21 protein-coding genes and 1 pseudogene are annotated in these 21,858 nt (G+C 43.4%); 11 read left to right on the top strand and 11 right to left on the bottom strand.

The window, feature by feature from the left end; all coding sequences use genetic code 11:
• Window positions 1-500: 500 nt before the first annotated feature.
• The 4 genes from V7K21_RS17425 to V7K21_RS17410 form a co-directional block, all read right to left on the bottom strand.
• Window positions 501-1,178 carry a hypothetical protein gene (locus V7K21_RS17425; RefSeq protein WP_335176310.1) on the bottom strand — a complete coding sequence of 226 codons (678 nt, stop codon included), beginning with the start codon at window positions 1,176-1,178 and terminating at the stop codon, window positions 501-503.
• 611 nt (window positions 1,179-1,789) lie between these two features.
• Window positions 1,790-2,641, bottom strand: coding sequence for a ModD protein (gene modD, locus V7K21_RS17420; protein ID WP_335176308.1), 852 nt, complete (start codon window positions 2,639-2,641; stop codon window positions 1,790-1,792).
• 590 nt (window positions 2,642-3,231) lie between these two features.
• On the bottom strand, window positions 3,232-4,041 hold the full coding sequence (locus V7K21_RS17415) for a DUF3598 family protein (RefSeq protein WP_335176306.1): 810 nt from the start codon (window positions 4,039-4,041) through the stop codon (window positions 3,232-3,234).
• A gap of 25 nt (window positions 4,042-4,066) precedes the next feature.
• Window positions 4,067-4,969: a cell division protein FtsX gene (locus tag V7K21_RS17410; RefSeq protein WP_335176304.1), complete on the bottom strand. Its 903-nt coding sequence runs from the start codon at window positions 4,967-4,969 to the stop codon at window positions 4,067-4,069.
• 124 nt (window positions 4,970-5,093) lie between these two features.
• Between V7K21_RS17410 and def the strand changes: the two genes are divergently transcribed.
• From def to V7K21_RS17385, 5 genes are all read left to right on the top strand, one after another.
• Window positions 5,094-5,657 carry a peptide deformylase gene (def, locus tag V7K21_RS17405; RefSeq protein ID WP_334864935.1) on the top strand — a complete coding sequence of 188 codons (564 nt, stop codon included), beginning with the start codon at window positions 5,094-5,096 and terminating at the stop codon, window positions 5,655-5,657.
• A gap of 10 nt (window positions 5,658-5,667) precedes the next feature.
• Complete coding sequence (locus V7K21_RS17400) at window positions 5,668-5,871, top strand: hypothetical protein (protein ID WP_298913367.1); 204 nt, start codon at window positions 5,668-5,670, stop codon at window positions 5,869-5,871.
• 758 nt (window positions 5,872-6,629) lie between these two features.
• Window positions 6,630-6,890, top strand: coding sequence for a type II toxin-antitoxin system RelE family toxin (locus V7K21_RS17395; protein WP_335176302.1), 261 nt, complete (start codon window positions 6,630-6,632; stop codon window positions 6,888-6,890).
• A 214-nt stretch (window positions 6,891-7,104) separates the two neighbouring features.
• The gene (locus V7K21_RS17390; RefSeq protein WP_335176300.1) at window positions 7,105-7,917 is read left to right on the top strand and encodes a PD-(D/E)XK nuclease family protein; all 813 of its coding nucleotides are present in this window, start codon (window positions 7,105-7,107) and stop codon (window positions 7,915-7,917) included.
• A 50-nt stretch (window positions 7,918-7,967) separates the two neighbouring features.
• Window positions 7,968-8,630, top strand: a complete 663-nt coding sequence (locus tag V7K21_RS17385; protein WP_335176298.1) for a GNAT family N-acetyltransferase — start codon at window positions 7,968-7,970, stop codon at window positions 8,628-8,630.
• Between the two features lie 119 nt (window positions 8,631-8,749).
• Here the strand turns inward: V7K21_RS17385 and V7K21_RS17380 are convergent, their stop codons facing one another.
• Entirely contained in the window at window positions 8,750-8,887 is a 138-nt protein-coding gene (locus V7K21_RS17380) for a hypothetical protein (RefSeq protein WP_335176296.1), read from the bottom strand.
• A 324-nt stretch (window positions 8,888-9,211) separates the two neighbouring features.
• On the opposite strand from V7K21_RS17380, the gene V7K21_RS17375 reads away from it, so the two are divergent.
• The gene (locus V7K21_RS17375; protein WP_335176294.1) at window positions 9,212-11,707 is read left to right on the top strand and encodes a single-stranded-DNA-specific exonuclease RecJ; all 2,496 of its coding nucleotides are present in this window, start codon (window positions 9,212-9,214) and stop codon (window positions 11,705-11,707) included.
• A 139-nt stretch (window positions 11,708-11,846) separates the two neighbouring features.
• On the opposite strand, the gene V7K21_RS17370 is transcribed toward V7K21_RS17375, so the two are convergent.
• Both V7K21_RS17370 and V7K21_RS17365 read right to left on the bottom strand, forming a co-directional pair.
• The gene (locus V7K21_RS17370; RefSeq protein WP_335176292.1) at window positions 11,847-12,854 is read right to left on the bottom strand and encodes an aldo/keto reductase; all 1,008 of its coding nucleotides are present in this window, start codon (window positions 12,852-12,854) and stop codon (window positions 11,847-11,849) included.
• Window positions 12,855-12,905: 51 nt separating this feature from the next.
• Complete coding sequence (locus V7K21_RS17365; protein ID WP_335176290.1) at window positions 12,906-13,328, bottom strand: (R)-mandelonitrile lyase; 423 nt, start codon at window positions 13,326-13,328, stop codon at window positions 12,906-12,908.
• Window positions 13,329-13,510: 182 nt separating this feature from the next.
• On the opposite strand from V7K21_RS17365, the gene V7K21_RS17360 reads away from it, so the two are divergent.
• Window positions 13,511-14,494 carry an AraC family transcriptional regulator gene (locus V7K21_RS17360; RefSeq protein WP_335176288.1) on the top strand — a complete coding sequence of 328 codons (984 nt, stop codon included), beginning with the start codon at window positions 13,511-13,513 and terminating at the stop codon, window positions 14,492-14,494.
• 46 nt (window positions 14,495-14,540) lie between these two features.
• Window positions 14,541-14,690: pseudogene (locus V7K21_RS30795) on the top strand (Tn3 family transposase); the annotation flags it as partial.
• Between the two features lie 498 nt (window positions 14,691-15,188).
• Here V7K21_RS30795 and V7K21_RS17355 read toward each other — a convergent pair.
• The 3 genes from V7K21_RS17355 to V7K21_RS17345 all read right to left on the bottom strand — a co-directional run bounded on the left by V7K21_RS17355 (window position 15,189) and on the right by V7K21_RS17345 (window position 18,162).
• Complete coding sequence (locus tag V7K21_RS17355; protein ID WP_335176286.1) at window positions 15,189-15,824, bottom strand: pentapeptide repeat-containing protein; 636 nt, start codon at window positions 15,822-15,824, stop codon at window positions 15,189-15,191.
• Between the two features lie 435 nt (window positions 15,825-16,259).
• Window positions 16,260-16,931: a cadmium resistance transporter gene (locus tag V7K21_RS17350; protein WP_335176284.1), complete on the bottom strand. Its 672-nt coding sequence runs from the start codon at window positions 16,929-16,931 to the stop codon at window positions 16,260-16,262.
• A 622-nt stretch (window positions 16,932-17,553) separates the two neighbouring features.
• Window positions 17,554-18,162, bottom strand: coding sequence for a TetR/AcrR family transcriptional regulator (locus V7K21_RS17345; RefSeq protein ID WP_335176282.1), 609 nt, complete (start codon window positions 18,160-18,162; stop codon window positions 17,554-17,556).
• A gap of 111 nt (window positions 18,163-18,273) precedes the next feature.
• Between V7K21_RS17345 and V7K21_RS17340 the strand changes: the two genes are divergently transcribed.
• Together V7K21_RS17340 and V7K21_RS17335 are read left to right on the top strand one after the other, a co-directional pair.
• A complete protein-coding gene (locus V7K21_RS17340; RefSeq protein WP_335176280.1) occupies window positions 18,274-19,017 on the top strand; it encodes a 3-oxoacyl-ACP reductase family protein in 744 nt (247 codons plus the stop codon).
• A 56-nt stretch (window positions 19,018-19,073) separates the two neighbouring features.
• Complete coding sequence (locus V7K21_RS17335) at window positions 19,074-19,826, top strand: SDR family oxidoreductase (protein WP_335176278.1); 753 nt, start codon at window positions 19,074-19,076, stop codon at window positions 19,824-19,826.
• Window positions 19,827-19,898: 72 nt separating this feature from the next.
• On the opposite strand, the gene V7K21_RS17330 is transcribed toward V7K21_RS17335, so the two are convergent.
• Window positions 19,899-20,111: a hypothetical protein gene (locus V7K21_RS17330; RefSeq protein ID WP_335176276.1), complete on the bottom strand. Its 213-nt coding sequence runs from the start codon at window positions 20,109-20,111 to the stop codon at window positions 19,899-19,901.
• Between the two features lie 178 nt (window positions 20,112-20,289).
• Here V7K21_RS17330 and V7K21_RS17325 point away from each other — a divergent pair, with 178 nt between their 5' ends.
• Window positions 20,290-21,111 carry an alpha/beta fold hydrolase gene (locus V7K21_RS17325; RefSeq protein WP_335176274.1) on the top strand — a complete coding sequence of 274 codons (822 nt, stop codon included), beginning with the start codon at window positions 20,290-20,292 and terminating at the stop codon, window positions 21,109-21,111.
• Window positions 21,112-21,858: the final 747 nt, after the last annotated feature.

Here is a 21,858-nt window from a genome sequence, read left to right as displayed (position 1 = left end):
CCAATTTAGTTGGAAAAATGTCAATTATTTTATATAAACAAATTTTGGCTTTATTACAATTAAGACTTACCCATTGACATAAGTAAATAAATATGGAGATAAATTTCTAGGCATTCAAGTTTGATTTTTTCATTATTAAACTGCGATCGCTACTGATTTAAAGGTAATCGCTAACAGCCGGAAAAAACTGAATTTCGTCAATACACAGGATAGTTATTTTGTATAGCGTGTAAATTCTATACAATCTGGTTTAGTTAAGAAAATTATCAGTTGAGGCAAATAGGAGGAGCAGTTCTTGAACAAGGGGAGAAATAATTATCGCTCAAGAACTCTTTTTCCTCCCTTACCTCAAGAGTTTATCCAAACTGTATTGGGTTTTGTTAATTATTGAAGACATGGTGGGTGTAAACAAGCTTTTCAGCAGTCACACTTAAGAGATTTACAAATGTTTCCAGAAGTTATTACTGATAGTCTTAAGACTAAAAATATTAACCTCTCCGTTAGAAATATTTTGGTTTCAAAGGATAAGCAGGAGCGGATAATATGAGGATATTTCTCACATTACTAACGTAACGACCTCCAGCTTTATCACCTGGAACTACTAAACGAGCAAATCCTTCATCTATTAAAGACACGACTTTACCATCACTGCCTTTTTTTTCAAATGCAATTAGCACTTTTTTTCCTTCAAAGCTAGGTTGAATTTCACCAATAGCTACAACTGCACCATAGCAATCTGTGGCTTCAACTAAAACATATTGCCTCAGAAAAGAGTTTTTAGGATTTAAACCATAATTCCCAGGCTTGAGACCACCTCCAGCTTTCGGATTATTAATCAATTCCCATAAGGGGACTCCATAGTATGTTTCTGTTCGTGGACCTGAGCCGGTTTGAAAGCTTACAGTGATTTCAGTAACTACTGGTGGATTTTGTTTTTTTAAAGCATCTCGCAAATTTCTCAGGCTTTGCAAGTTATAGGTGGTTGGATTCTTGAGTTCTCCACCCAAGCGAAAACTTTGTGAAAAACCTCCAGGACACTTATTTTTCTCCCAGATAGATGGTGTTTTTTGTTCTTTATTCCAGTGAACATCACTCCTGGAGTCAGCTAAACTAGGCTGCCATAAAACCAGTATCGATAGTAGAAAAGACGCAATGGGTATTTGTCGGGTAAAACGCATAAAACATTTCTCCGTTTACTATTGAATATTGAAAAATTAGATAGTTTTGCTCAAAGCTGTTTGCTCACCAAAAATTAATATCGTTATCGTCAAAACTGAGCAGGTTGACAATAAATTTTGTTAGAAAGAAATCAAACCTTCAAATCGTTCAACTTCCAACTCCTTACCAGACGACACAAAATACCTAGTTCTCAATATGAGTTATTAAAAACTAATAAATCACTTGCCAAAGTTAACCGCAAACCTATTTTTAGACTTGCGTTTTCAAAATGGATAAGTGTATCTGTGTAATCTATTGAAGATAATACCAACTTATTGAGTAAATTACTATATTTTTTGGTAATCGAACTTTAACAAAATTAATTTTTATTTCTTTTTAAAATAGTCAAGCTTAATATTGTAAAGACACTTGCTATGGTTATTTGCCTTATAAATAGGTAACTGTCAAGCTAATAAACTGTTTACAAGTGAGACTCACCTGTAAATTGGAAATTCCAGTGAATAGACTTCCTGCATGAATTAAAAGCACTCACCCTAAATCCCTCTCCCAAGGCTGGAAGAGGGACTTTAAAATTGCCTCTGTTTCTCCCAATTTATAAATTAAAAATGCACTACCGGGCCATTGTCATTTTGACTGCAATATCACATGGTTTACCAAAGTATGGTGAACTTGTCACTAAAATATCTACACCAGTGCTTGCATAATCTTTTATATTTTCAGAGGTAATACCACCAGCCACCGCTAGTTTTAAGTTCGGATACTGCTGCTTCAACTTCAAAACCAGAGGCTCAAGGTCTGAGATCAAAATTTTATCAAACTGAATTAAATCTACACCTGCTTGAGCAAGCATCCAGGCATCTGTTGGTGTATCTACTTCAACGCAAATAAGTTGTTCCTGAAACTGTTGTCGTAGTTGATTCATGCGCTCAATTAGCCCAGCTATACCTCCCAGGAATATTAGGTGTTGGTTAAATATCAGGACTGTTTCAGATAATCCTAAGCGATGAAAAAAGCCCCCGCCAGCTAGAACTGCTTTGATGGAAAGCCCTCTAGTACCTGGAAAACATTTACGAGTAGTCACAATAGAAACAGACTGATTCACTGTTTTGGCAGTATCTACTAATACTCTGGTACGTGAAGCAATACCGGAGGCATATTCCATCAAATTTAAAGCAACTCTCCAGCCACTATGCAAAGCTTGAGCAGTGCCACTAGCTTGAAGAATTAATTGCTTTTCCTGGCAGACTGTACCACTTTCCACTTGATAATGAACTTCGGCACCACAATATTTTAATACTCTGGCTGCTTCTTCAGTAGCGCAAATGGTCATCGGATGACGGGTAGAAAACTCGATTTCACCGGGTTGCTTGCCAATGCCAAGTCCGTAGGTTGTCAAATCTAGGTAAGGAATATCTTCCTGAATTAACCTAGCGATCGCTTCATCTGAGAAGAAAACACTCATTTTAGTTTTGTGATCAGCTTACAAATATATAAGCTCAACAAAGATTTACATTAAACCTAATATCATTAAGTTGCAGGAATTGTAATAATCACTACTATTCCCCAAAATAGTTGGTAACAAAATAATTTTATAATTTCCTGTGTGCCTTGTACCACGAATTACGAGTCAATCCTTACAGGCTTATAAAATCTGTTGCACAATAGGCTGATTTGGCAAGATTCCTGATATTGATTTTTAAAGATTGCTTTAATAGGTAATGTAGAAGGATTAATTGGCAGCTCTACATTTTGTTTAATATCTTATATACCTACTTTATCGGTAAATATCAGCCATTACTTTTTAGCAAAACTATAAAGTAGTTGATTTAGCTCTAATTAAAATCTGTAATCAAAACAACTTTTTTCTCAAACGGTTAATAAATATTGTTTGGGGCGTTGTTTATATGCGTAGACGCAAAGCGGTGAGGGAGTCGCAGTCTTGGCGGTTCCCGTCGATTGCGAACTCCCGAACCCGAAGGGCTTGTCGTCAGACATCGCATCTGTGCAGTTTGTATAAATTTTTCTGTACATACTATAGACAATTCAAAATTTTTACACCCTTTCTTCACTAACTAATGTCAGACTAACCCATTCGCCTTTATCGTTATAGCTGCGAATCATCCGCTGGCGCAGGTTTGGCTGGATTAACCAACCCGCTTCCAAGAATAAGGGTTGACGTAACTGCACCTTGAGGGGAGAAGTTGCAGAAGCACCATCAGGTAACAATAAAACTTGTATTTGCTTTTGGGGATCTTGGTCAAAGAGAACGATGGAACCTTTAACGGTAGCACTTGAAGTAATTGTCCGTTCCCCAAAAGAAGTACTTTGAATTAATCGCCCAGTATCATCAAGTTGTATTTTCAAAGTTGTAGAGTAAATATCAGGCGATCGCAAATCTCGATATATTGTCACTGCTTCACCAAGCCATTCTCCCCACAAGTCATCTATCTGTAAGGGTGGACGTTCTGCTGTTTGTGTTCCAGCTAAATGTTCTCGAATGAGAGTTAGTCCATTTAGCTGACCGTTTTTATCAAAGAGTTGCACCAGACGCAAGCGGCGATTTTCATGAACAAAAGCGAGTTCTCCACCGAATTCGGAAAATGGCCCTAGCTGAATTAAACCTTCAGAAAATGAACCATTTTCAAAAAACAGCAGACTCCCTCCCACAGAACTAAATTCTCTCTTGACATCATCTCGTCCCGAACGGCTCAAAGTTAGGCGCACTGTCTGGTTATTGTTCAAACCGTCCAGCGAAAGACAGCTAGGAGTATCGTTCAGAAGTGTACCTTGAGGAGAAAAATTAGTAAATGAACCTTCCCAGACACCGAGATTTTGCAGAAAACATTCCCATTGCGATTTCATAACGATTTCCCCCCATGCTCAATGCCTAACCTTTAGCAAAACGTCGGACTGCAAATAAGCTTCCCATTAATCCTACAGCTGCACCGAAACTCAAGAGAATCAGGGGCAATAGTGAAATTTGGGCTGGAGTGAGTTGTACCCTGTTGGTGATAGCTTGAATAAACTCAGGTTGATTGGCTAGCAACTTACCGAGAAACTGTTGAATCACAGAAATGAAACTCCAAGCGATCGCACCACCAACTAAACCAAAGGTAATTCCTTGTAAAATAAACGGCAGGTAGATCCAAGCCGAAGTTGCTCCCACTAGTTGCATAATTTCAATTTCCTGGCGTCGGGCCATGACAATCAGACGAATTGTCGTGGTAGTCACTGCGATCGCTGTTAAAGTCAGAATAATTGTAATAGTTAAAGTAATCCAGTTCAGACCTTGGTGCAACTGGGCAATGCGTTTAACTGCTTCATCAACATACTGCACTGTATCAACTCCGGGTAACTTAGCCAGCTGGGTTGCTAAAGTTGGTACAACTTGAGAACTACGAGCTTTCACCTTCATCTCATCAACCAGAGGATTCTCACCTAGCTGCTGGGTAGCACCCTCAATATCAGAAATTCTCATTTCCTTAACTAACTTAATCCAAGCTTCCTGTTTGGTAATAGTTTGTATCGCCGCTACCTGTGGGATTTTTGCGATCAGTGGCTCAATATTTTCGACGCGCGTATCCGGTTCGAGATAAACTGATACTTCTAACTGGCTACCAAACTGGTAAAGGAGTTTTTCGACTTGCCAAGAAGTTTGCAAACTTAAGCCGAATAAAAACAGTAACACCGTAACAGTACTTATAGCTGCCCAATTCATCCAACCTCCCCGCAATAAACCGAGGAAAGTTTCTTTGAGCAGGTAGTCAAGTTTTGTGAAAGATTTAAACACACCTCACCCCAGTTAAAAATTCATAACTCATAACTCATAACTTATAACTCAGCACTCATAACTGACTAGTGACGAGCTTGATAGAATTAAAGTAGGAATTTTCACCATCTAGCCATTGAGACTCATGCCCTCTGAAATTGCTGTAGAGAAAAAAAAGTTAAAAAATCCACCTTTGGAGCTTCATTATTTAGGCGATCGCGTGCTGCGTCAAGTCGCAAAGCGGATTTCTAAAGTAGATGACGAACTCCGCCAAATGGTGCGCGAAATGTTGCAAACTATGTATAGCAAAGATGGCATTGGTTTGGCTGCATCCCAAGTGGGAATTCACAAACAACTAATTGTCATCGACCTGGAACCAGAGAATGCAGCTAATCCGCCTTTGGTGCTGATTAACCCCACCATTAAACAAGTAAGCCGCGATATCTCTGTTGCCCAAGAAGGATGCTTGAGCATTCCCAATGTATACCTAGACGTAAAGCGCCCCGAAGTCGTGGAAATAGCCTATAAAGACGAGTATGGTCGTCCCCGGACATTAAAGGCTAATGACCTCCTGGGACGCTGCATTCAGCACGAGATGGATCACCTGAACGGCGTAGTATTTGTAGACCGTGTGGAAAACTCCTTGACTTTAGTCCAGGAGCTATCTAAAAATGGCTTCTCGTATCAAGCGGTGAAACCAATAGTATAGGGGGCTAGTAGTGTATTTAACTCCAAAAAGCGGTTTATTTCTGGGTGGTTCTTGTGTAAGTGCGATCGCAGCCGTCGGTTCGATTTTTGAGCTTAGTTACGGGCATCCAGATTTGGGTGTCCAAGTCACGGCGATTATCCTGGCGTTGAGCATTCCACTCACCGGATTCTTTTTCTTTGCCGCAGTGAAAGACGCAAGGGCTAACATAAAATAAGCATCAGGTACATAAAAAAGGTAAAGGGGATGAAACAAAAACGTAAAGTTCACCCTTTTACCTTTTATTTTTGCTCTCCATCTTCCACTGCTCCTAAAGCTTTTAGTGTTACTAACTGCGCTGCGGTTAAGCCTGTAACCCCGGTGATATTCATTCCTTCATAGGGTCTAGGCGATGTCTACGACCGGCTACGTCTACGCGGTGTCTTTAGGCACTTATCCGTCAATACATCCCAAAGCGTGAATTTTAAATATTCCAGTATTTTTGCTGGTTATAAATTTTGCTAATGAAGTTAAATATGATGTAGATAAATTATTTATCTTTTGTTTTTGTTTCATAAAGGTATAAAAAATATGGATGAATTGGTAGAAGAAATTATTACAAATGAATAATTAAACAGTATCCAAGATAGCTCCCTCTTAATAAAGAATGAACTGGTTTTTTTACCATCAGAAAAAATTATAAAAAGCTTATTAATTCTGTGGTCTGAAAATGATGATACTTCTGTAAGCTTTAAAGAAGATATTCAAACAAAGTTAAATCAGACAGTATGTTCTAACAAGACATGGGATATTTACCTAGAGGAAGAAGAAATTCTTGTTGCTCAAAAATTTAGTGATGAGGAGATAGCATATTTATTTCCTCCAATTAGCGAGGATGTTTCTAGTTCTATAGATAGTCAATCTTGTTTGTCTTATACAATACATGATGTCTTATCTGATGTATGGGGCGATGAACCCCAATTATGGAGTATTTCAATGACTCCATCATTTATTAAAGACATAAAAAATATAGACAAAAAAATTCACGATTTGGTACTTAATGCAATCAATCAAATCAGTGAGTATCCAATGAAAATGCTGGGTAATACGGTAAAACCTTTAACAGGAGAAAAAAGGTATAAAGGATTTTGGCGTTACAGAATAAAAGATAAATATCGTTTGCTATACCAGCCAATTAAAGAAGAAATGAAGGTAATACTCCATAGCTTAAAATCGCGTGCAGAAGCATATGATTAGGATTTGGGGCAGGTATACAAGCTCAAAAGCAGATAGCTGGTGGTAGAATAGTTACTTTCAATCAGTTGTGCATTTATATTATGCAGCTTAATCAACAGAGCAGCTACATTCTCTCAATAAAAGGATTTTATTCGCAATAATTTTAAAAGCTGTTTTTCACAGATAGCCTGCTAAAGGTGAGTTGCAGATTATAATTTGCTTCTAAAATAGAAGAATGCTGTCAACTCCTACTCAACTACTGCGACTGTCTCAAGGACAACTGAATTTACTAGAAGCTTGTCCGCGTAAATTTCAACATACTTATCTAGAACAACTCAATTCGCCCTCAAATCCAGAACAAGAAGAACGGCAAACTTTGGGTAGTCGCTTTCACTTGCTAATGCAGCAGCGAGAAATGGGTTTGCCAATTGATAGTTTCCTGCAAGCAGATGCTAAACTGCAAAGCTGGATGCTAGCTTTTGCCGATGCAGCCCCAGAAATTTTAACGGCTGCATCTGATAATCAAACCTTCCGTGAAAGTGAACACTTCCGCACTCTGCAAGTTCAGGATTATTTGCTGACGGTTGTCTATGATTTATTGATTGCAGATAACCAACAAGCGCAAATTCTCGACTGGAAAACTTATCCTAAGCCACCCAATAAACGCAAGTTAGAATCCAACTGGCAAACACGGCTTTATCTGTATGTATTGGCAGAAACTAGCGACTATTTGCCAGAAAATATTTCGATGACTTACTGGTTTGTCCAATCTGAGGGCAAACCGCAAAATATTAAATTTAATTACAATATTGTTCAACATACACAAATAGCAAAGAAACTTAATCAACTGTTAAGCCAGTTAACTATTTGGCTGGAAGATTACCAAAATAACCAGCAGTTTCCCCAAGTGGTGGAGGGTAGCAAAACCTGTGATTATTGTCAGTTTGCCAAACGCTGCGATCGCACACAAGCTACTGAAGAAGTAGTGAAAGACTCATTGCCAAATTTTGACAGCATTCAAGAAGTCTCACTCAACCTTATACATTAGAGGATTGTAAAATCCAATAGGGGTATAAAGAAATTACAACTTCTAAATTTATGTCAAGCTTTGACGAAACCGAAGCCATTTATGTCCGCGAATTAGGAATTGATGACATTGCTCCTGTTTACCATTTGGGAGAAGGTTTATTTACCAGCGATTTATATCCTTATTTATACCGCACCTGGGACGAATGGGAGGTGATTGGACTTTACAACACCGATTCCGAATATTGTCTTGTGGCCGAAACAGACGGAGAATTAGCCGGATTCATTTTGGGAACCATCATCACCAAAGCATCCTGGACTTACGGATACATTTTATGGTTGGGAGTTAGTCCGAAGTTTCAGCGTCAGGGAGTTGCAGACAAGTTGGTTGATAAAGTCGTCGCCCGGATGATTGAAGATGGGGCGCGGTTTATGCTGGTAGATACCGATCCCACCAATACTTCAGCATTAAAGTTTTTTAACCGCAAAGGTTTTGGTAATATTCGGCAGCATATTTTCTTGTCGATGAATTTAAGCAAACATGAATATTATGGCAGATTGATTGATTACGAACACCAAAAAGCTGAAAGAGCAGGTTACAGGCGATGTCTACGACGGGCTACGCCTACGCGTCCGGCAATTCGCGCCCGGAAACCCGATAGTGTCGCCAATGAAGTAGTCCTCAATCCCCTAGTAAATGAATCTCAAACAACCGAGGATCAATCTCCAATTTAACAAAGCTTAGGAGTTAGAAGTTAAAAGTTAGGAGTTAGGAGTTAAAACTTTTAGAGGTCATTTATAGCGTTTTCTAATAAAAATGAGGTACAGCTTTATCTCCTCTCTTTTTAGCAAGACTACAGTGTACACATAAGTCTCTTGACCTGCAATGCCATTGCATCGATTAACAATGCCATTGCATCGACTAACAATGCTAATGCATCGACTAACAATGCTATTGCATCGACTGACAATGCCATTGCATCGACTGACAATGCTTTGCATGAGAGAATCAGGAAAGCCTTATCAAGCTAGGTTTTTAGGACTTGTGTGTACACCGTAGCCTTAGCAAGGAGAGGGGCTGGGGGTGAGGTTTTGATATGTACTTCATCCACCTCGGAACCGCTATATCAAGTAAAAATAAAATTATAGTAGGGTGTATTAGGCGCATATTTTCGATATCATTTGTCAGCAAAGACATGAGTAAAGCGCCTAACGCACCATATTATATAACGATGCTTGATAGCAAAGCCGTAACTACTTTATAAATCAACTTTTAACTCCTAACTTTCAACTTTTAACTCCTAACTTAACTTTGTATGCCAGAACAACAGCAGTGGACTATAGCAGCAACCGAACAACCCCCGGAGTGGTTCATCCAAGCGGTGAAACAGCATACACCCGCATCAAGTGGAATATATGCAGCGCAATTATTGTGGCAACGGGGAATTAAAGACGATCAACAATTAACAGCTTTTATCAACCATAAAGCTTATCAACCAGCCAGTGCGTTTGAGTTTGGGCAAGAAATGCACCTAGCGATCGCCCGGTTGCAACAAGCATATAACGCCAGAGAAAAAATTGCCATCTGGGGAGACTTCGATGCTGATGGGATTACCGCCACATCTGTACTTTGGGATGGATTGGGGGAGTTTTTTAAACAAAATACTCAGTTAATTTACTACATTCCCAATCGCCTGAAAGAATCCCACGGACTCAATAATCAAGGGATTGATAACTTAGCAAAACAAGGTTGCAAATTAATTGTTACTTGCGACACAGGTAGCACAAACATTGATGAAATTATCTATGCTAAACAACTAGGTATAGATGTAATAGTTACAGACCATCACACATTACCCACCGAACGCCCACCCGTCGCAGCAATTATCAATCCCCGTTATTTGCCAAGGGAACATCAGCTGTTTAATCTTTCTGGGGTAGCGGTAGCTTATAAGTTGGTGGAAGCACTATATCAAACTCTGCCTAATATTGCAAAACATCCTTTAGAGGATTTATTAGATTTAGTAGCAGTAGGATTAATTGCCGATTTAGTGCAGTTAAGTGGAGATTGTCGTTATTTGGCACAGATGGGAATTCAACGACTGCAAGCAGATTTTCAACAGCCAGCTACAGCGCGTCGGCGTCCGGGGGTGGGGCGATTATTAGAATTGTGTCAGAAAAGTGGCGATCGCCCCACAGATATTTCCTTTGGTTTGGGCCCAAGAATTAACGCCGTCAGCCGCATCCAAGGTGATGCCAGTTTTTGCGTTGAATTATTAACTAGTCGTGATGCCAAACGTTGTAACGAACTAGCCGAAGTTACAGAACTCGCAAATGCCCGTCGCAAATCTTTACAAAAAGATGTACAAGCGCAAGTAGCACAAAAACTTACTCAATTAGACTTATCAACCACCAGCGTCATAGTCCTAGAAGATGCCCAATGGCCTGCGGGTGTGTTGGGCTTAGTTGCTGGACAGATAGCACAAGAAACAGGTCGCCCAACTATTTTATTAAGTACGGAAGGAGCAGGGGAAGCAGGGGAGCAGGGGAGCAGGGGAGCAGGGGAAGCAGGGGAAGCAGGGGGAGAAATTACTCCTTTATCTTCTAACTTAGAACTCAGAATTCAGCACCCAGCACTCGCATTAGCCCGTGGTTCTGCTCGTTCGGTGAATTCCGTCGATTTATACCAACTGGTGAAAGACCAAGCACATTTGTTACATCGTTTTGGGGGACATCCCTTTGCAGCGGGTTTGAGTTTATTAGTGGGGAATATTCCTTTATTTACAGCGGCAATTAATCAGCAGTTGCGGCAATCTTTAGGTAGTACAACCTTAACGCCTACCATGCAAGCAGACTTGACGGTAACAGTAGCAGACTTGGGGAAAGAGTTATTTTTGGAACTGAAACTGTTAGAACCTTGTGGAATGGGTAACCCTGTTCCGAAATTGCTAATTCAAAACTGCTGGTTTGAAAATGCTTGGCATCGCAATCAGCAGGATTGGCAAGGGAAAAAGGTACAGTACATTAAAACCGAGTTTGACATTCGGGATGATTCTACCAGAAGTGCTTTTCCTGGTATATGGTGGGGACACTACAAAGATGAATTGCCCATAGGAAGGTGTGATTGCATAGCCGAACTGGACTACAACACCTTCAAAAAACGTTATGAAATCAGATTAATTGGCGTGCGTCCCAGTGTTAACTCAGCACTCAATGCTCGGAATGGGCTAAACGCCCCGCTATCGCTAACACCACTCATCTTAGACTTACGGAATCAGGAACACTCAGCAATCAAGACTCAGGACGGGCTAAACGCCCTGCTACCGTTAACAGCACTGATTATCGAAGATTGTCCCACTAATTGGGATAATTTACGCGCATGGTTGCGGCGATGTCTAATAACAAGCCGCTCTACATCTGTGCTTGACAATCAGCAACAATTAGCGATCGCTTGGTCTAAACCCAACCACCAACCACCCAATCAAATTTGGCTGACTCTTGTAGGAATTGCCAAATATCTCAGTCGTACAAATCAACTAGTTACCCGCGCCCAACTTTTAGAGAAAATCGGCATCAGCAACCAAACCTTACTTGTAGGAATCAAAGCTTTAAAATCTTTAGGGTTCACAGTCAAAGGACAAGACCCTTATTTACAAATTAGTTGGCATCCAACCGATAGTGCAGAAAGCTTTGCTGATGCATCAGTGGCACGATTTTTAGCCGCTGTCCGAGAAGAACAATTTCAGCAACAGTATTTTGCCGAAGTGCCTTTATCTACTATTGTTGCGATCGCCAGCTCCGACAATTATTAACCCAAGTTGCGGGTTATCAGACTTCGAGTGAAAAGCACCTTAAGAGGAATGCGATCGCACAGAGCCTTCACTTGGTCTTCTCTCGGTTGCCTTACTTAGTGAGCTACGGAATGCAACCAGAGAAAACTTTTTTTGCCGCTTAACGACCGGTCATTTGCTCCAGCTTTTCGGGGTACCGAGCCCCTTGCACCGTGATCTTAAAGGCAGCGTTATCGATGTCATGCAGATCGTCGGGCGTAAGTTCGACTGAGACTGCCCCAATGTTTTCGTCCAAGCGATGCAGCTTCGTAGTACCTGGGATCGGAACAATCCACGGTTTCTGGGCAAGCAGCCAAGCGAGCGCGATCTGAGCAGGTGTCGCCTGCTTCCGTTCTGCGATGCTGCCGAGCAGATTAATCAGGGCCTGATTCGCCTTGAGAGCCTCCGGCGTGAAGCGAGGCAGGGTGCTGCGGAAGTCGGAGCTGTCGAAAGTCGCTTTTTCGTCTATCTTGCCAGTGAGAAAGCCCTTGCCCAGCGGGCTGTACGGGACAAAGCCGATTCCGAGTTCCTTAAGGGTTGGTATCACTTCCTTCTCAGGAGTTCTCGTCCACAGCGAGTATTCGCTCTGGAGAGCAGTGACCGGCTGAACTGCGTGCGCGCGACGGATCGTTTGCACTCCTGCTTCAGAGAGTCCAAAGTGCTTAACCTTACCTTGCTGAATCAGTTCCTTCACTGCTCCTGCCACATCTTCGATCGGTACGTTCGGGTCAACCCGATGCTGATAGAGCAGGTCGATTGTCTCGACCTTGAGTCGCTTGAGTGAGCCTTCCACAGCCTGCTTGATGTGCTCCGGCCGGCTATTCAGTCCGGGCGAACCCTTCATCCCGCGGGGATCGAAATTAGGACTCAGGTCGAACCCGAATTTGGTGGCGATCACCACTTGCTTGCGGAAGGGAGCGAGGGCTTCACCCACAAGCTCTTCGTTCAATAACGGGCCATAGACCTCGGCGGTGTCAAAGAATGTAACGCCGCGTTCGACGGCGGCCCCTAGAAGAGCGGTCATCTCCTGCGTGTCTTTGGGCGGGCCATAAGAAAAGCTCATTCCCATACAGCCAAGCCCGATAGCCGAGACTTCCAGATTACTGTTTCCGAGTTTACGCTTCTGCATTTTTTGAACTCCTGTCTTTGAATTAAAGGTTGGAACTGTCTTACTCCACGCTCAGGCCTGGTATTGTTCGTCGCTGACCTTTTCCATCCAGTCCACGGTCTTGCCGTCGAGCTGTTCCTGAATGGCGATGTGTGTCATGGCTGTGGTTGAGGTAGCACCATGCCAATGCTTCTCACCCGGTGAGAACCAGATCGTGTCCCCCGGCCGAATTTGCTCAATTGCGCCACCCCAGCGTTGTACCAGACCGCAGCCAGCCATGACGATTAAGGTCTGTCCCAACGGGTGGGTGTGCCATGCTGTCCGAGCGCCAGGCTCGAACGTGACACTGGCACCAACAGTGCGTGCTGGATCCTGTGCCTCGAACAGGGGGTCAATGCGGACAGTGCCGGTAAAATACTCGCTCGGCCCTTTGGCGGAAGGCTGTGAGCCACTTCTTTTAATGTCCATTTTCTTAATTCCTTCACTTGATGCCATTTTGGGTGCTAGCAGGCAAGTCTCTTGCCCAATTAAAACTGAATTTTCTCTTAAATAAAAATCCAGAATGCTTATAAGAAACCGAAATCATTTTTCATTGCTTTAGCTTCATTCTAAGAATCCTGAAGAACAAGTAATAGGACGATCGTCTAAGATCGTTGTACAATTCTGCAAACTTAGAAATGAACGCTGCCAAAACGAGTGAAAAGTCCGATATGGATTTAATCAACGACCAGCAGGCAAAGCGCGAGGCAGACAGAGCGCAAGCCAACAGAGATGAACTCAAAGAGCGTATTGCACAGGCTATTCGTCATGATGGGACGATTGAGCCGCACAAAGGATTGCACTTCAACCGCTCCTCCTCGCCTTCGGAATGCGTTCATAGTGTCTCTGTTCCTGCCTTTTGTGCGATCGCTCAGGGCAGCAAAGAAGTTCTTCTGGGCAGCGATCGCTATCAGTACGACCCGATGCATTATCTGCTTGCTACGGTCGAACTGCCGATTGTAAGTCAAATTCTGGAAGCGTCCAAGACGAAACCGTACCTTAGCCTTCGCCTCGATCTCGACCCTACCCTCGTTGGCTCAGTCATGGTCGAGGCAGGGTATCCCTCATCGCGCAGCCGTGCTGACGTGAAAGCGATTGACGTAAGTCCGTTGGATGCAAATCTGTTGGACGCTGTGGTGCGGCTTGTCAGGCTTCTAGATTCCCCTGCTGAAGCTCATGTTCTCGCACCACTGATTAAGCGGGAAATCATTTACCGACTCCTGATGGGAGAGCAAGGTAATCGGCTCCGTCATATTGCAGTTCTGGGTGGCTATACCTACCACATCGCCAGAGCCGTCGAGCGACTTCGTAAAGACTTTAACGAGCCGCTTCGTATTCAAAGCATCGCACAAGAGCTGGGAATGAGTGTCTCGGGCTTTCACCATCACTTCAAGTCTGTCACTGCAATGAGTCCCTTACAGTTCCAGAAGCAACTGCGGCTCCAGGAGGCTCGCCGTCTAATGCTGGGGGAAAACCTTGACGCTACTAGTGCTGCCTATCAAGTGGGGTACGACGATGCCTCCCACTTCAACCGGGAGTACAAGCGGCTCTTTGGTGCCCCACCGATGCGCGATGTAGAGCGGCTGCGAGAAGCTGCTAAAGAGACTGCTAGTTCAATATGATCTCCTCAAGACGCCCTAATCTTGCTAGAAATCGTTTCCACGCAAACATCCTTTAACGCGGGCACTTCAGGAATACGGCAGATTGATCAAGACAGTTCATATTCTGTGTTGGTATGCCGATGAGACCAATCGCCGCAGGCTGAATCGCCAGATAAACAAAGTGGAAGCGCTGCGGGGAAGCGCAAACTTCCCTTGAATATCCCGCTTCAGCATCAACCTTCCCATGTAATACACCGTTAATTTAGCCCTAACGGTGTATTACATGGAAGATGTATTCTACTTTGATTCTGATTTTTGAAGCATGTCTTGAGGTAAAAGTTTATTTTATAATTCAAATCACAGTTAGTTTAGCAGAAAAGCGAAATAACTAAACTTTACACCCCTAGATAGTGACATCTATAAAAACTTCCTCTGAAATTTTGACCAAAGAAGTACAAGAACATAAAAATACAAGACAAATGTTCGTATTTATGTTCTAATACATCTTGAGTATCCAACTTTCCTAGCTTGAAACAATACTATGGTGATTAAGCTTTAATCGGCAATTACACGGTATATCAATATAGATGAACGATTTATTTGCTCAAATATGTGATCGCCACGACCCTTCAAATATTAAATTAAAGCCTGTATTCATTACTGAATCAGGCTTTTGAGGTTTTTTATTAAATTTGCCTAAAGAACTCCAGTTTAATTACTGAATAGTGAATCCTTCCGGTCTGATAGCATCTTCCAAATCAACCCCCATCAGGTTAACCCCCTGCATGTTTGCATTTGTAAGATTTGTCTTTTCCAAGTCTGCGCCCTGTAGGTTAGCTGCTTGTAGGTTTGCTCCCAGCAGGTTGGCTTTTTCTAGGTCTGCATCAAATAAGTTTGCTCCCAACAGATTCGCTCCCAAAAGGTTTACCTTGCCTAAATCTGCTCCTTGAAAGTTAGCCCCTTGTAAGTTTGTTTCCTGCAAGTTAGCCCTTTCTAAGTCTGCATTTTGTAAGTTAGCACCCTCCAAGTTTGCCGCTTGCAGGTTTGCATCCTTGAGCATTGCTCCAGTCAGGTTACACCCGACACATTCATTAGTTTGCAATAAACGTCTAACGTTTGCTGCTACAGACACTACTGGGGATATAACCGGAGATATTACCGGGGAAGTTACAGACTCCATTGGCGATGTAACCGGAGGCATTACTGGACCTAGTTTTTCCGTAGGTATGGATGGTGTTAGTGTTAAAGCTCTAACTGCTTGCTGATCAAGGAGAGAAAATCCTGCTACAAGTACCAGAAATACTGCTGTTACGATCCAGTGAGGTAATTTTTTTGGATTTGGTTTATTCATTAGTTCCTTCCGATGATGATTCGTAGTGGTGAGCTTGCTTTTATAAGAGCCATCAATAATCTGCTTTATTCTCACTTTAGATAAATTGATTGATAACATCAAATATTATTCTGATTAAAATTGATAAATTCAAGTGATTAAAAAATCTTTTGGGATGGGAAACGATAAGCTGATTTTTCGGTTAGATGAGGAACATAGCATCGAGCAATAATTTTCAGTGGCTCATTGCATAAACGCGTAGTAGCTTGTCGTCAGACATCGGATCTCCAGGTAACAAGTTTTCAGATTAGGTGCGATGTCGATAGCGTTCGCGCAGCGTCTCGTAGAGAAGCTCTCTTCGAGTCTTCTCCCAAGGGGAGACGCCAAGGGCGAACGAGCGTCATAGCCCGTCGTAGATATCGCGCAAAGCGCCCACTGTAGGCGATCGCCTCATGCCTAATTGGAAAGCATTGCCAGACTAGGTAAAAGTCGATACGATTCACTTTTAATCAAGATAGAGAGTCCCAAGTAAATTAAGATAAACGGGCAGATTTTTCGACCATAGCGAGTTAAAACTGGAGTCATCAGAGGATTACGAGTCAGGTAGTAAGAGAGTAAGCACCACGCCCCAACAGTGAAATAGCAAACACACAGAATTACACCCAAACTTGGAAGATTGGTACTGGCAAACAAGGGTACATAGATCCCAATGTTGTTTCCTCCATTGGCAACGGTGACTGCGGAAACGCGGTAAGTTTGAGGATCGCGGATGGTTGCTAATAGTGATTTCTTCTGGCGTCCAGATTTGGCAGGAGTTAAGTCAACTGACACCGCTTGCACTGTCTCTGTTTCCTCATCTCGACTGATGAAATTACTAATACCAATGGCGATGGGAAGCAAACCTAGCAAACCAATCCAGCTGCTTGGAATAATCAAACCACCGAAGAAACCAGGGAGACTAGCACATACTAAGGTAGTGAATCCTAGAAATTCACCGAGAACAATATGCTTAGGACGAAAGCTGCAATTGACTTTTCCGAAGAAAGCTGTCAAATATAAATTGTCGTCAAAGGTGGTTGCAAAAGCGGTAGAGATTCCAATAAGAAATGTACTAATTAGCCAACTCATAATTTTTGCTCACGATAATTCAATGCTGTTTGTCTTAGTCCTTCTTTGCTTCTGGTAATGAGGGCAGTTCAGAAGATTTTGTGACTGTTTTACTTAACGACAACCGATCTTCGCTAGTCATCAGCCAGTTCCCCAGTTTTTAGAGGCGATTGCCTCCAATCAAATTGGTGTTTTTTTCTCAGCAAGGTACCCTGGGAGCTCATGAAGTCAATATTATGGCTTTCAACCAAATAAGAGCAAATACTCTTGTTTTTTAAAACGATAAATAATAGTGATTAATAAGTTTAGGGACTACAAAAAAAATAAATGACTCAAAAATGATTAAATAAAGCTGCATAATCTAGATAAGAATGATAATCAGAGAAAAAGTGGAGGAAGTAGTTTCCAAGGGGACTGCTTCCTTCCTAAATCAACTCCTGACTGTGCAAAAAGCAAGCAATTTGACCAGCGTGAATTGATTTATCTTTTACAGACTGCCTTGATTTTTTCTGGCTATTTATTTTTTTGCTAGTACAACACGGCAAAAATAGAGCAACCATTCCAAATCAACCAAAAGCTTACATTCTAAGCTTTTTGACTTTTGACTTTTGACTTTTGACTTCCGCGTAGCGGTACTAGTCCCTTAAATTCGACAGGCTCGCAATGCCGTCTGAACAACCTCTAGGAGTTGGGCGCGACTGGCTCCACTCGCTGCTTGGACGGACATTCCAAAGTTGACAGTTACGACAAAACGAGCAAGGGTAGCAGGATCAATATCAGACGGCAAGTCACCTTCTGATAAAGCACGCTCGAAGCGATCGCGTATTGCAATCTCGCCTAAGACTCGGCGTTCTGCCAATTCTTGATGGAGCGGATCGTCCGGATGTTCACATGAAAGCATACTCAGTGCAAACAGACATCTTGAGGGATTGCACGGATTAGTCAGTAAGTCAACAACGCCATACATCATCCGCTCAATGACTCTACGTGCAGTTGGCTCCTCAAGTGCCTCACGAAGGTAGGCTGTTTGCCTATCACTATAGCGATCAAGCACCTTGCGGAATAAAGTTTCCTTGTTGCCAAAGGTAGCATAGAGGCTCGGACGGTTAATACCCATCGCCTCTGTTAGATCCGTAAGGGATGTTCCCAGATAGCCCTTGCGCCAGAACATCTGCAAAGCTTGCTCTAAAGCTTCGTCGATATCAAAAGCGCGAGGACGTCCCTGTACTCTATGAGACTTTCTCGTTTCCATACCTTTGAGTATAAAACTTCCTTGACAGCAAGATTTAATCAGGGGATACTTTTTGTACCGATTGGTAAATAAATCCTGATTGGCAACTTATTATGCCCAGTAGAGCAAATTATGGGAAAAACACTCGTAGGTAAAGTTGCATTGGTTACGGGCGGTTCACGCGGTTTAGGAGCAGCGATCGCTAAACGTCTCGCCCACGATGGCGCAGCAGTCGCCCTCACCTATACTAGTTCGTCCCAAAAAGCCGACGAGGTGGTGCAAGCCATCGAAGCGGCAGGTGGAAAAGCCTTGGCGCTTGCTGCTGACAGTGCCGATGTTGAAGCGGTGAAACACGCCGTCGCCGAGACAGTCAACACTTTAGGTCGCCTCGACATCCTCGTAAACAACGCCGGAGTTATCGCTGTTGCTTTGATCGACCAGTTCTCGATGGATGAGTTTGACCGACTCGTTGCGGTGAACATCAAGGGCGTTTTCGTGGCAACTCAGGAGGCGATTCGCCATATGGGTGAGGGTGGACGGATCATCATGATTGGCAGCGTCAGCAGTGATTCCAGCGCTTTTGCTGGGATCTCGGTCTATGCGTTGACTAAGGGAGCGATCGCCAGCTTTACCCGCGGTCTCGCCCGCGATCTGGCACCTCGCGGCATCACTGTCAACAACATTCAACCTGGCCCGATTGAGACCGATATGAACCCGGCAGAAGGGGACTTTGCCGATGGGCTGAAAAAGATAATTGCCCTCGGTCGCTACGGACAGAGCGATGAGGTTGCTGGCTTGGTTTCCTATCTCGCCAGTCCTGAAGCCGCCTTTGTCACTGGTGCCAACCTGAAGATTGATGGTGGCTTTACAGCTTGAACGATATGTAATCCAGACTTGCTAGTCCCTAAACCTGATTCAAAAAAAACATCACTATGTCACAGAAGCTTTCAGAAAAAATCGCGCTGATTACAGGTGGCACCAGCGGCATCGGTCTTGCCACTGCCAAGCAATTCGTCGCCGAAGGTGCATATGTCTTCATCACGGGTCGTCGTCAAAGTGAACTCGATGCCGCCGTCAAAGAGATCGGTAAAAACGTCATAGGCGTTCAGAGCGATGCCTCAAATCTAGCAGACCTTGATCGCCTTTACACCACGATTGAGCAAGAGAAAGGTCGCCTTGATATCATCTTCGCCAATGCTGGAGGTGGGGAACTTGCCCCGCTCGGATCGATTACCGAAGAACACTTTGACAAAACCTTCAACACCAACGTCAAAGGTCTGCTTTTCACCGTGCAGAAGGCATTGCCTTTGTTGCCAGAGGGAGCTTCGATTGTCCTCAATGCTTCGATTACTTCTATCAAGGGCACCCCAGCGTTTAGCGTTTACAGCGCCACCAAAGCCGCCGTGCGATCGTTTGCCCGGAACTGGACACTCGACCTCAAAGAGCGCAAGATTCGTGTCAATGCCATCAGCCCTGGTGTCGTACCTACTGCTGGCTACAATCTACTGGGACTGAGCGAGGAGCAGGTGCAGGGATTTATAGCAAGTCAGGCTGACAATATCCCCCTTGGGCGGGTGGGCACGCCAGACGAGATTGCTAAAGCTGTCGTTTTTCTTGCATCCGATGACAGCAGCTTTGTCAACGGCATCGAACTCTTTGTTGATGGGGGCATGGCGCAGATTTGAAGCCTCCCCAAAGCGATCGGCAAGGTAAAAGACAGGCTGTTTCTAGTCCACTTCATGCTCAACTCAAATAACTTAAGGAGGCGATCGCCAGAGAATAACTAAGGAAATCGCACACACACATGGTGAATGACATTCCGCTGGGGCGCGTGGGAACCCCGGATGAAGTGGCAAAAGCGGTTTCCTTCCTGGCTTCAGATGACAGCAGCTACATTGCATTGAATTGTTTGTCGATGGCAGTGTGGTACAAATCTGAATGGGTGCGTAGGCATAGCCCGCCATAGGCATTGCTTCATTAGCTTAGAACTTGATTTTGTACCCTTTGGACACACTTCCAAGGGATTGCACAGAATGAATGCTTACTGGGATACTTTTAGAGCTATGTGTCTTTTCCCGGATGTTGCTGCTTAAGACCTCACTAATAAAGTTCTGCTGTACCGACAACCTCTAACCACGAAATAAAAAGATGAGCATGATCATAACGAAAGATGACACGCAAATTTATTACAAAGACTGGGGCACAGGACAACCTGTCGTCTTTAGTCATGGCTGGCCACTTAATGCTGATGCCTGGGACGAGCAACTGCTCTTCTTGGCAGACAATGGTTATCGCGCGATCGCCCATGACCGTCGCGGACATGGGCGGTCAAGCCAGCCCTGGAACGGCAATGAAATGGATAGGTACGCCGATGATCTCGCGGCGCTCATTGAGACACTGGATCTCAAAGATGTAGTCCTAGTGGGTCACTCGACAGGCGGCGGCGAAATCACCCGCTATATCGGTCGCCACGGCACGAGGCGCGTTGTCAAAGCCGTACTAGTCGGCGCAGTGCCACCGCTGATGCTAAAGACCGAAGCTAATCCTGGCGGACTGCCAATCGAAGTCTTTGACAACATCCGCGCGGGTGTTGCTAATGATCGTTCCCAGTTTTACAAAGACCTCAGCGAGTCATTCTACGGTGCTAACAGACCAGGTGCTAAAGTCTCCCAAGGTCTCCGAGAGCAGTTCTGGCTCCAGAGTATGCAAGTCGGTCTCAAAGGTGCGTTCGATTGCATTAAGGCGTTCTCGGAAACGGACTTCACCGAAGACCTCAAAAAGTTCGACGTGCCGACGCTGATCATTCACGGCGACGACGACCAAATTGTGCCGATCAATAACTCAGCTCTTCTCTCCTCAAAGATTGTCAAGGACTCAACTCTGAAGGTCTATCCGAGCGCACCTCATGGACTGACCAGCACACATCGGGATCAATTTAACACTGACCTGCTGGCATTCCTTAAGACCTGAATTCGCTTTGCCAGTGCCGCTAACAAATCGTTATAAAAGGACTGACAAAGAATAAATTACCCACAAAAATTAAGAGTTCAAACTTAAACAGTAATGGTAATTATTCAGGACTTAGGCAAAAATTGCTAAAAAGCTTAATTTGTCCTGGACACGTAGTGGCTTGCCGCAGACTACCGCCATCTCTGCCAGAGGCTGACGCCAACGCGCAGCGTCTGGTAGAGAAGAATTCGTAGAGTGGGTGTAAGTCCTATTATTATGAGGGTGAGAGAAAAGGGAGCTTGTTGTAAATATCGCGAAAGTGCTTACTTTATTAAAGTGAAACGGTATGACATATTAAATGTGATAAAAATCTTCGTTTTAAAAATGTCATTACATGGAGATTGGCGGGATGGAGATATAACAGGGGCTGTAGCACTGTTAAACCGCATAGGAAAGAGTAGCAGTTGGTCACACCTCATACTGAGTTAGGATCTGAGAAGTTTAAGAGCGATCGCCCCTATTGAAGAGATACTAAGGAACGTGGATTAAATAAAATGCAAAACTTCATTCTTTATCTTGCTTCCCTCTCCAATATATCGGAGATAAATTGAGGGTGAGGTAAGTCAGGGACATAAATTGTATGTTATTTAATTCTTATTCCTAAGTAGATTTCTGGTAACTGCCTAGCTAGTAGTAATAGAGGAAAGGAAAACAGAGACATTACCTTCTAAAGCATCAGTAATAACTTCGAGGAGATTAAGACCATGC

This window comes from Nostoc sp. (assembly GCF_036919595.1).
Classification (GTDB): domain Bacteria; phylum Cyanobacteriota; class Cyanobacteriia; order Cyanobacteriales; family Nostocaceae; genus Nostoc.
This window is presented reverse-complemented; position numbering and strand designations above follow the sequence as displayed.

Bases quoted from the DNA above. Each gene is read 5' to 3' on its own strand.
- V7K21_RS17425 (WP_335176310.1), bottom strand. From the start codon at position 1,178: ATGCGTTTTACCCGACAAATACCCATTGCGTCTTTTCTACTATCGATA.
- modD (WP_335176308.1), bottom strand. From the start codon at position 2,641: ATGAGTGTTTTCTTCTCAGATGAAGCGATCGCTAGGTTAATTCAGGAA.
- V7K21_RS17415 (WP_335176306.1), bottom strand. From the start codon at position 4,041: ATGAAATCGCAATGGGAATGTTTTCTGCAAAATCTCGGTGTCTGGGAA.
- def (WP_334864935.1), top strand. From the start codon at position 5,094: ATGCCCTCTGAAATTGCTGTAGAGAAAAAAAAGTTAAAAAATCCACCT.
- V7K21_RS17395 (WP_335176302.1), top strand. From the start codon at position 6,630: ATGACTCCATCATTTATTAAAGACATAAAAAATATAGACAAAAAAATT.
- V7K21_RS17390 (WP_335176300.1), top strand. From the start codon at position 7,105: ATGCTGTCAACTCCTACTCAACTACTGCGACTGTCTCAAGGACAACTG.
- V7K21_RS17385 (WP_335176298.1), top strand. From the start codon at position 7,968: ATGTCAAGCTTTGACGAAACCGAAGCCATTTATGTCCGCGAATTAGGA.
- V7K21_RS17375 (WP_335176294.1), top strand. From the start codon at position 9,212: ATGCCAGAACAACAGCAGTGGACTATAGCAGCAACCGAACAACCCCCG.
- V7K21_RS17370 (WP_335176292.1), bottom strand. From the start codon at position 12,854: ATGCAGAAGCGTAAACTCGGAAACAGTAATCTGGAAGTCTCGGCTATC.
- V7K21_RS17365 (WP_335176290.1), bottom strand. From the start codon at position 13,328: ATGGCATCAAGTGAAGGAATTAAGAAAATGGACATTAAAAGAAGTGGC.
- V7K21_RS17360 (WP_335176288.1), top strand. From the start codon at position 13,511: ATGAACGCTGCCAAAACGAGTGAAAAGTCCGATATGGATTTAATCAAC.
- V7K21_RS17355 (WP_335176286.1), bottom strand. From the start codon at position 15,824: ATGAATAAACCAAATCCAAAAAAATTACCTCACTGGATCGTAACAGCA.
- V7K21_RS17350 (WP_335176284.1), bottom strand. From the start codon at position 16,931: ATGAGTTGGCTAATTAGTACATTTCTTATTGGAATCTCTACCGCTTTT.
- V7K21_RS17345 (WP_335176282.1), bottom strand. From the start codon at position 18,162: ATGGAAACGAGAAAGTCTCATAGAGTACAGGGACGTCCTCGCGCTTTT.
- V7K21_RS17340 (WP_335176280.1), top strand. From the start codon at position 18,274: ATGGGAAAAACACTCGTAGGTAAAGTTGCATTGGTTACGGGCGGTTCA.
- V7K21_RS17335 (WP_335176278.1), top strand. From the start codon at position 19,074: ATGTCACAGAAGCTTTCAGAAAAAATCGCGCTGATTACAGGTGGCACC.
- V7K21_RS17330 (WP_335176276.1), bottom strand. From the start codon at position 20,111: ATGCCTATGGCGGGCTATGCCTACGCACCCATTCAGATTTGTACCACA.
- V7K21_RS17325 (WP_335176274.1), top strand. From the start codon at position 20,290: ATGAGCATGATCATAACGAAAGATGACACGCAAATTTATTACAAAGAC.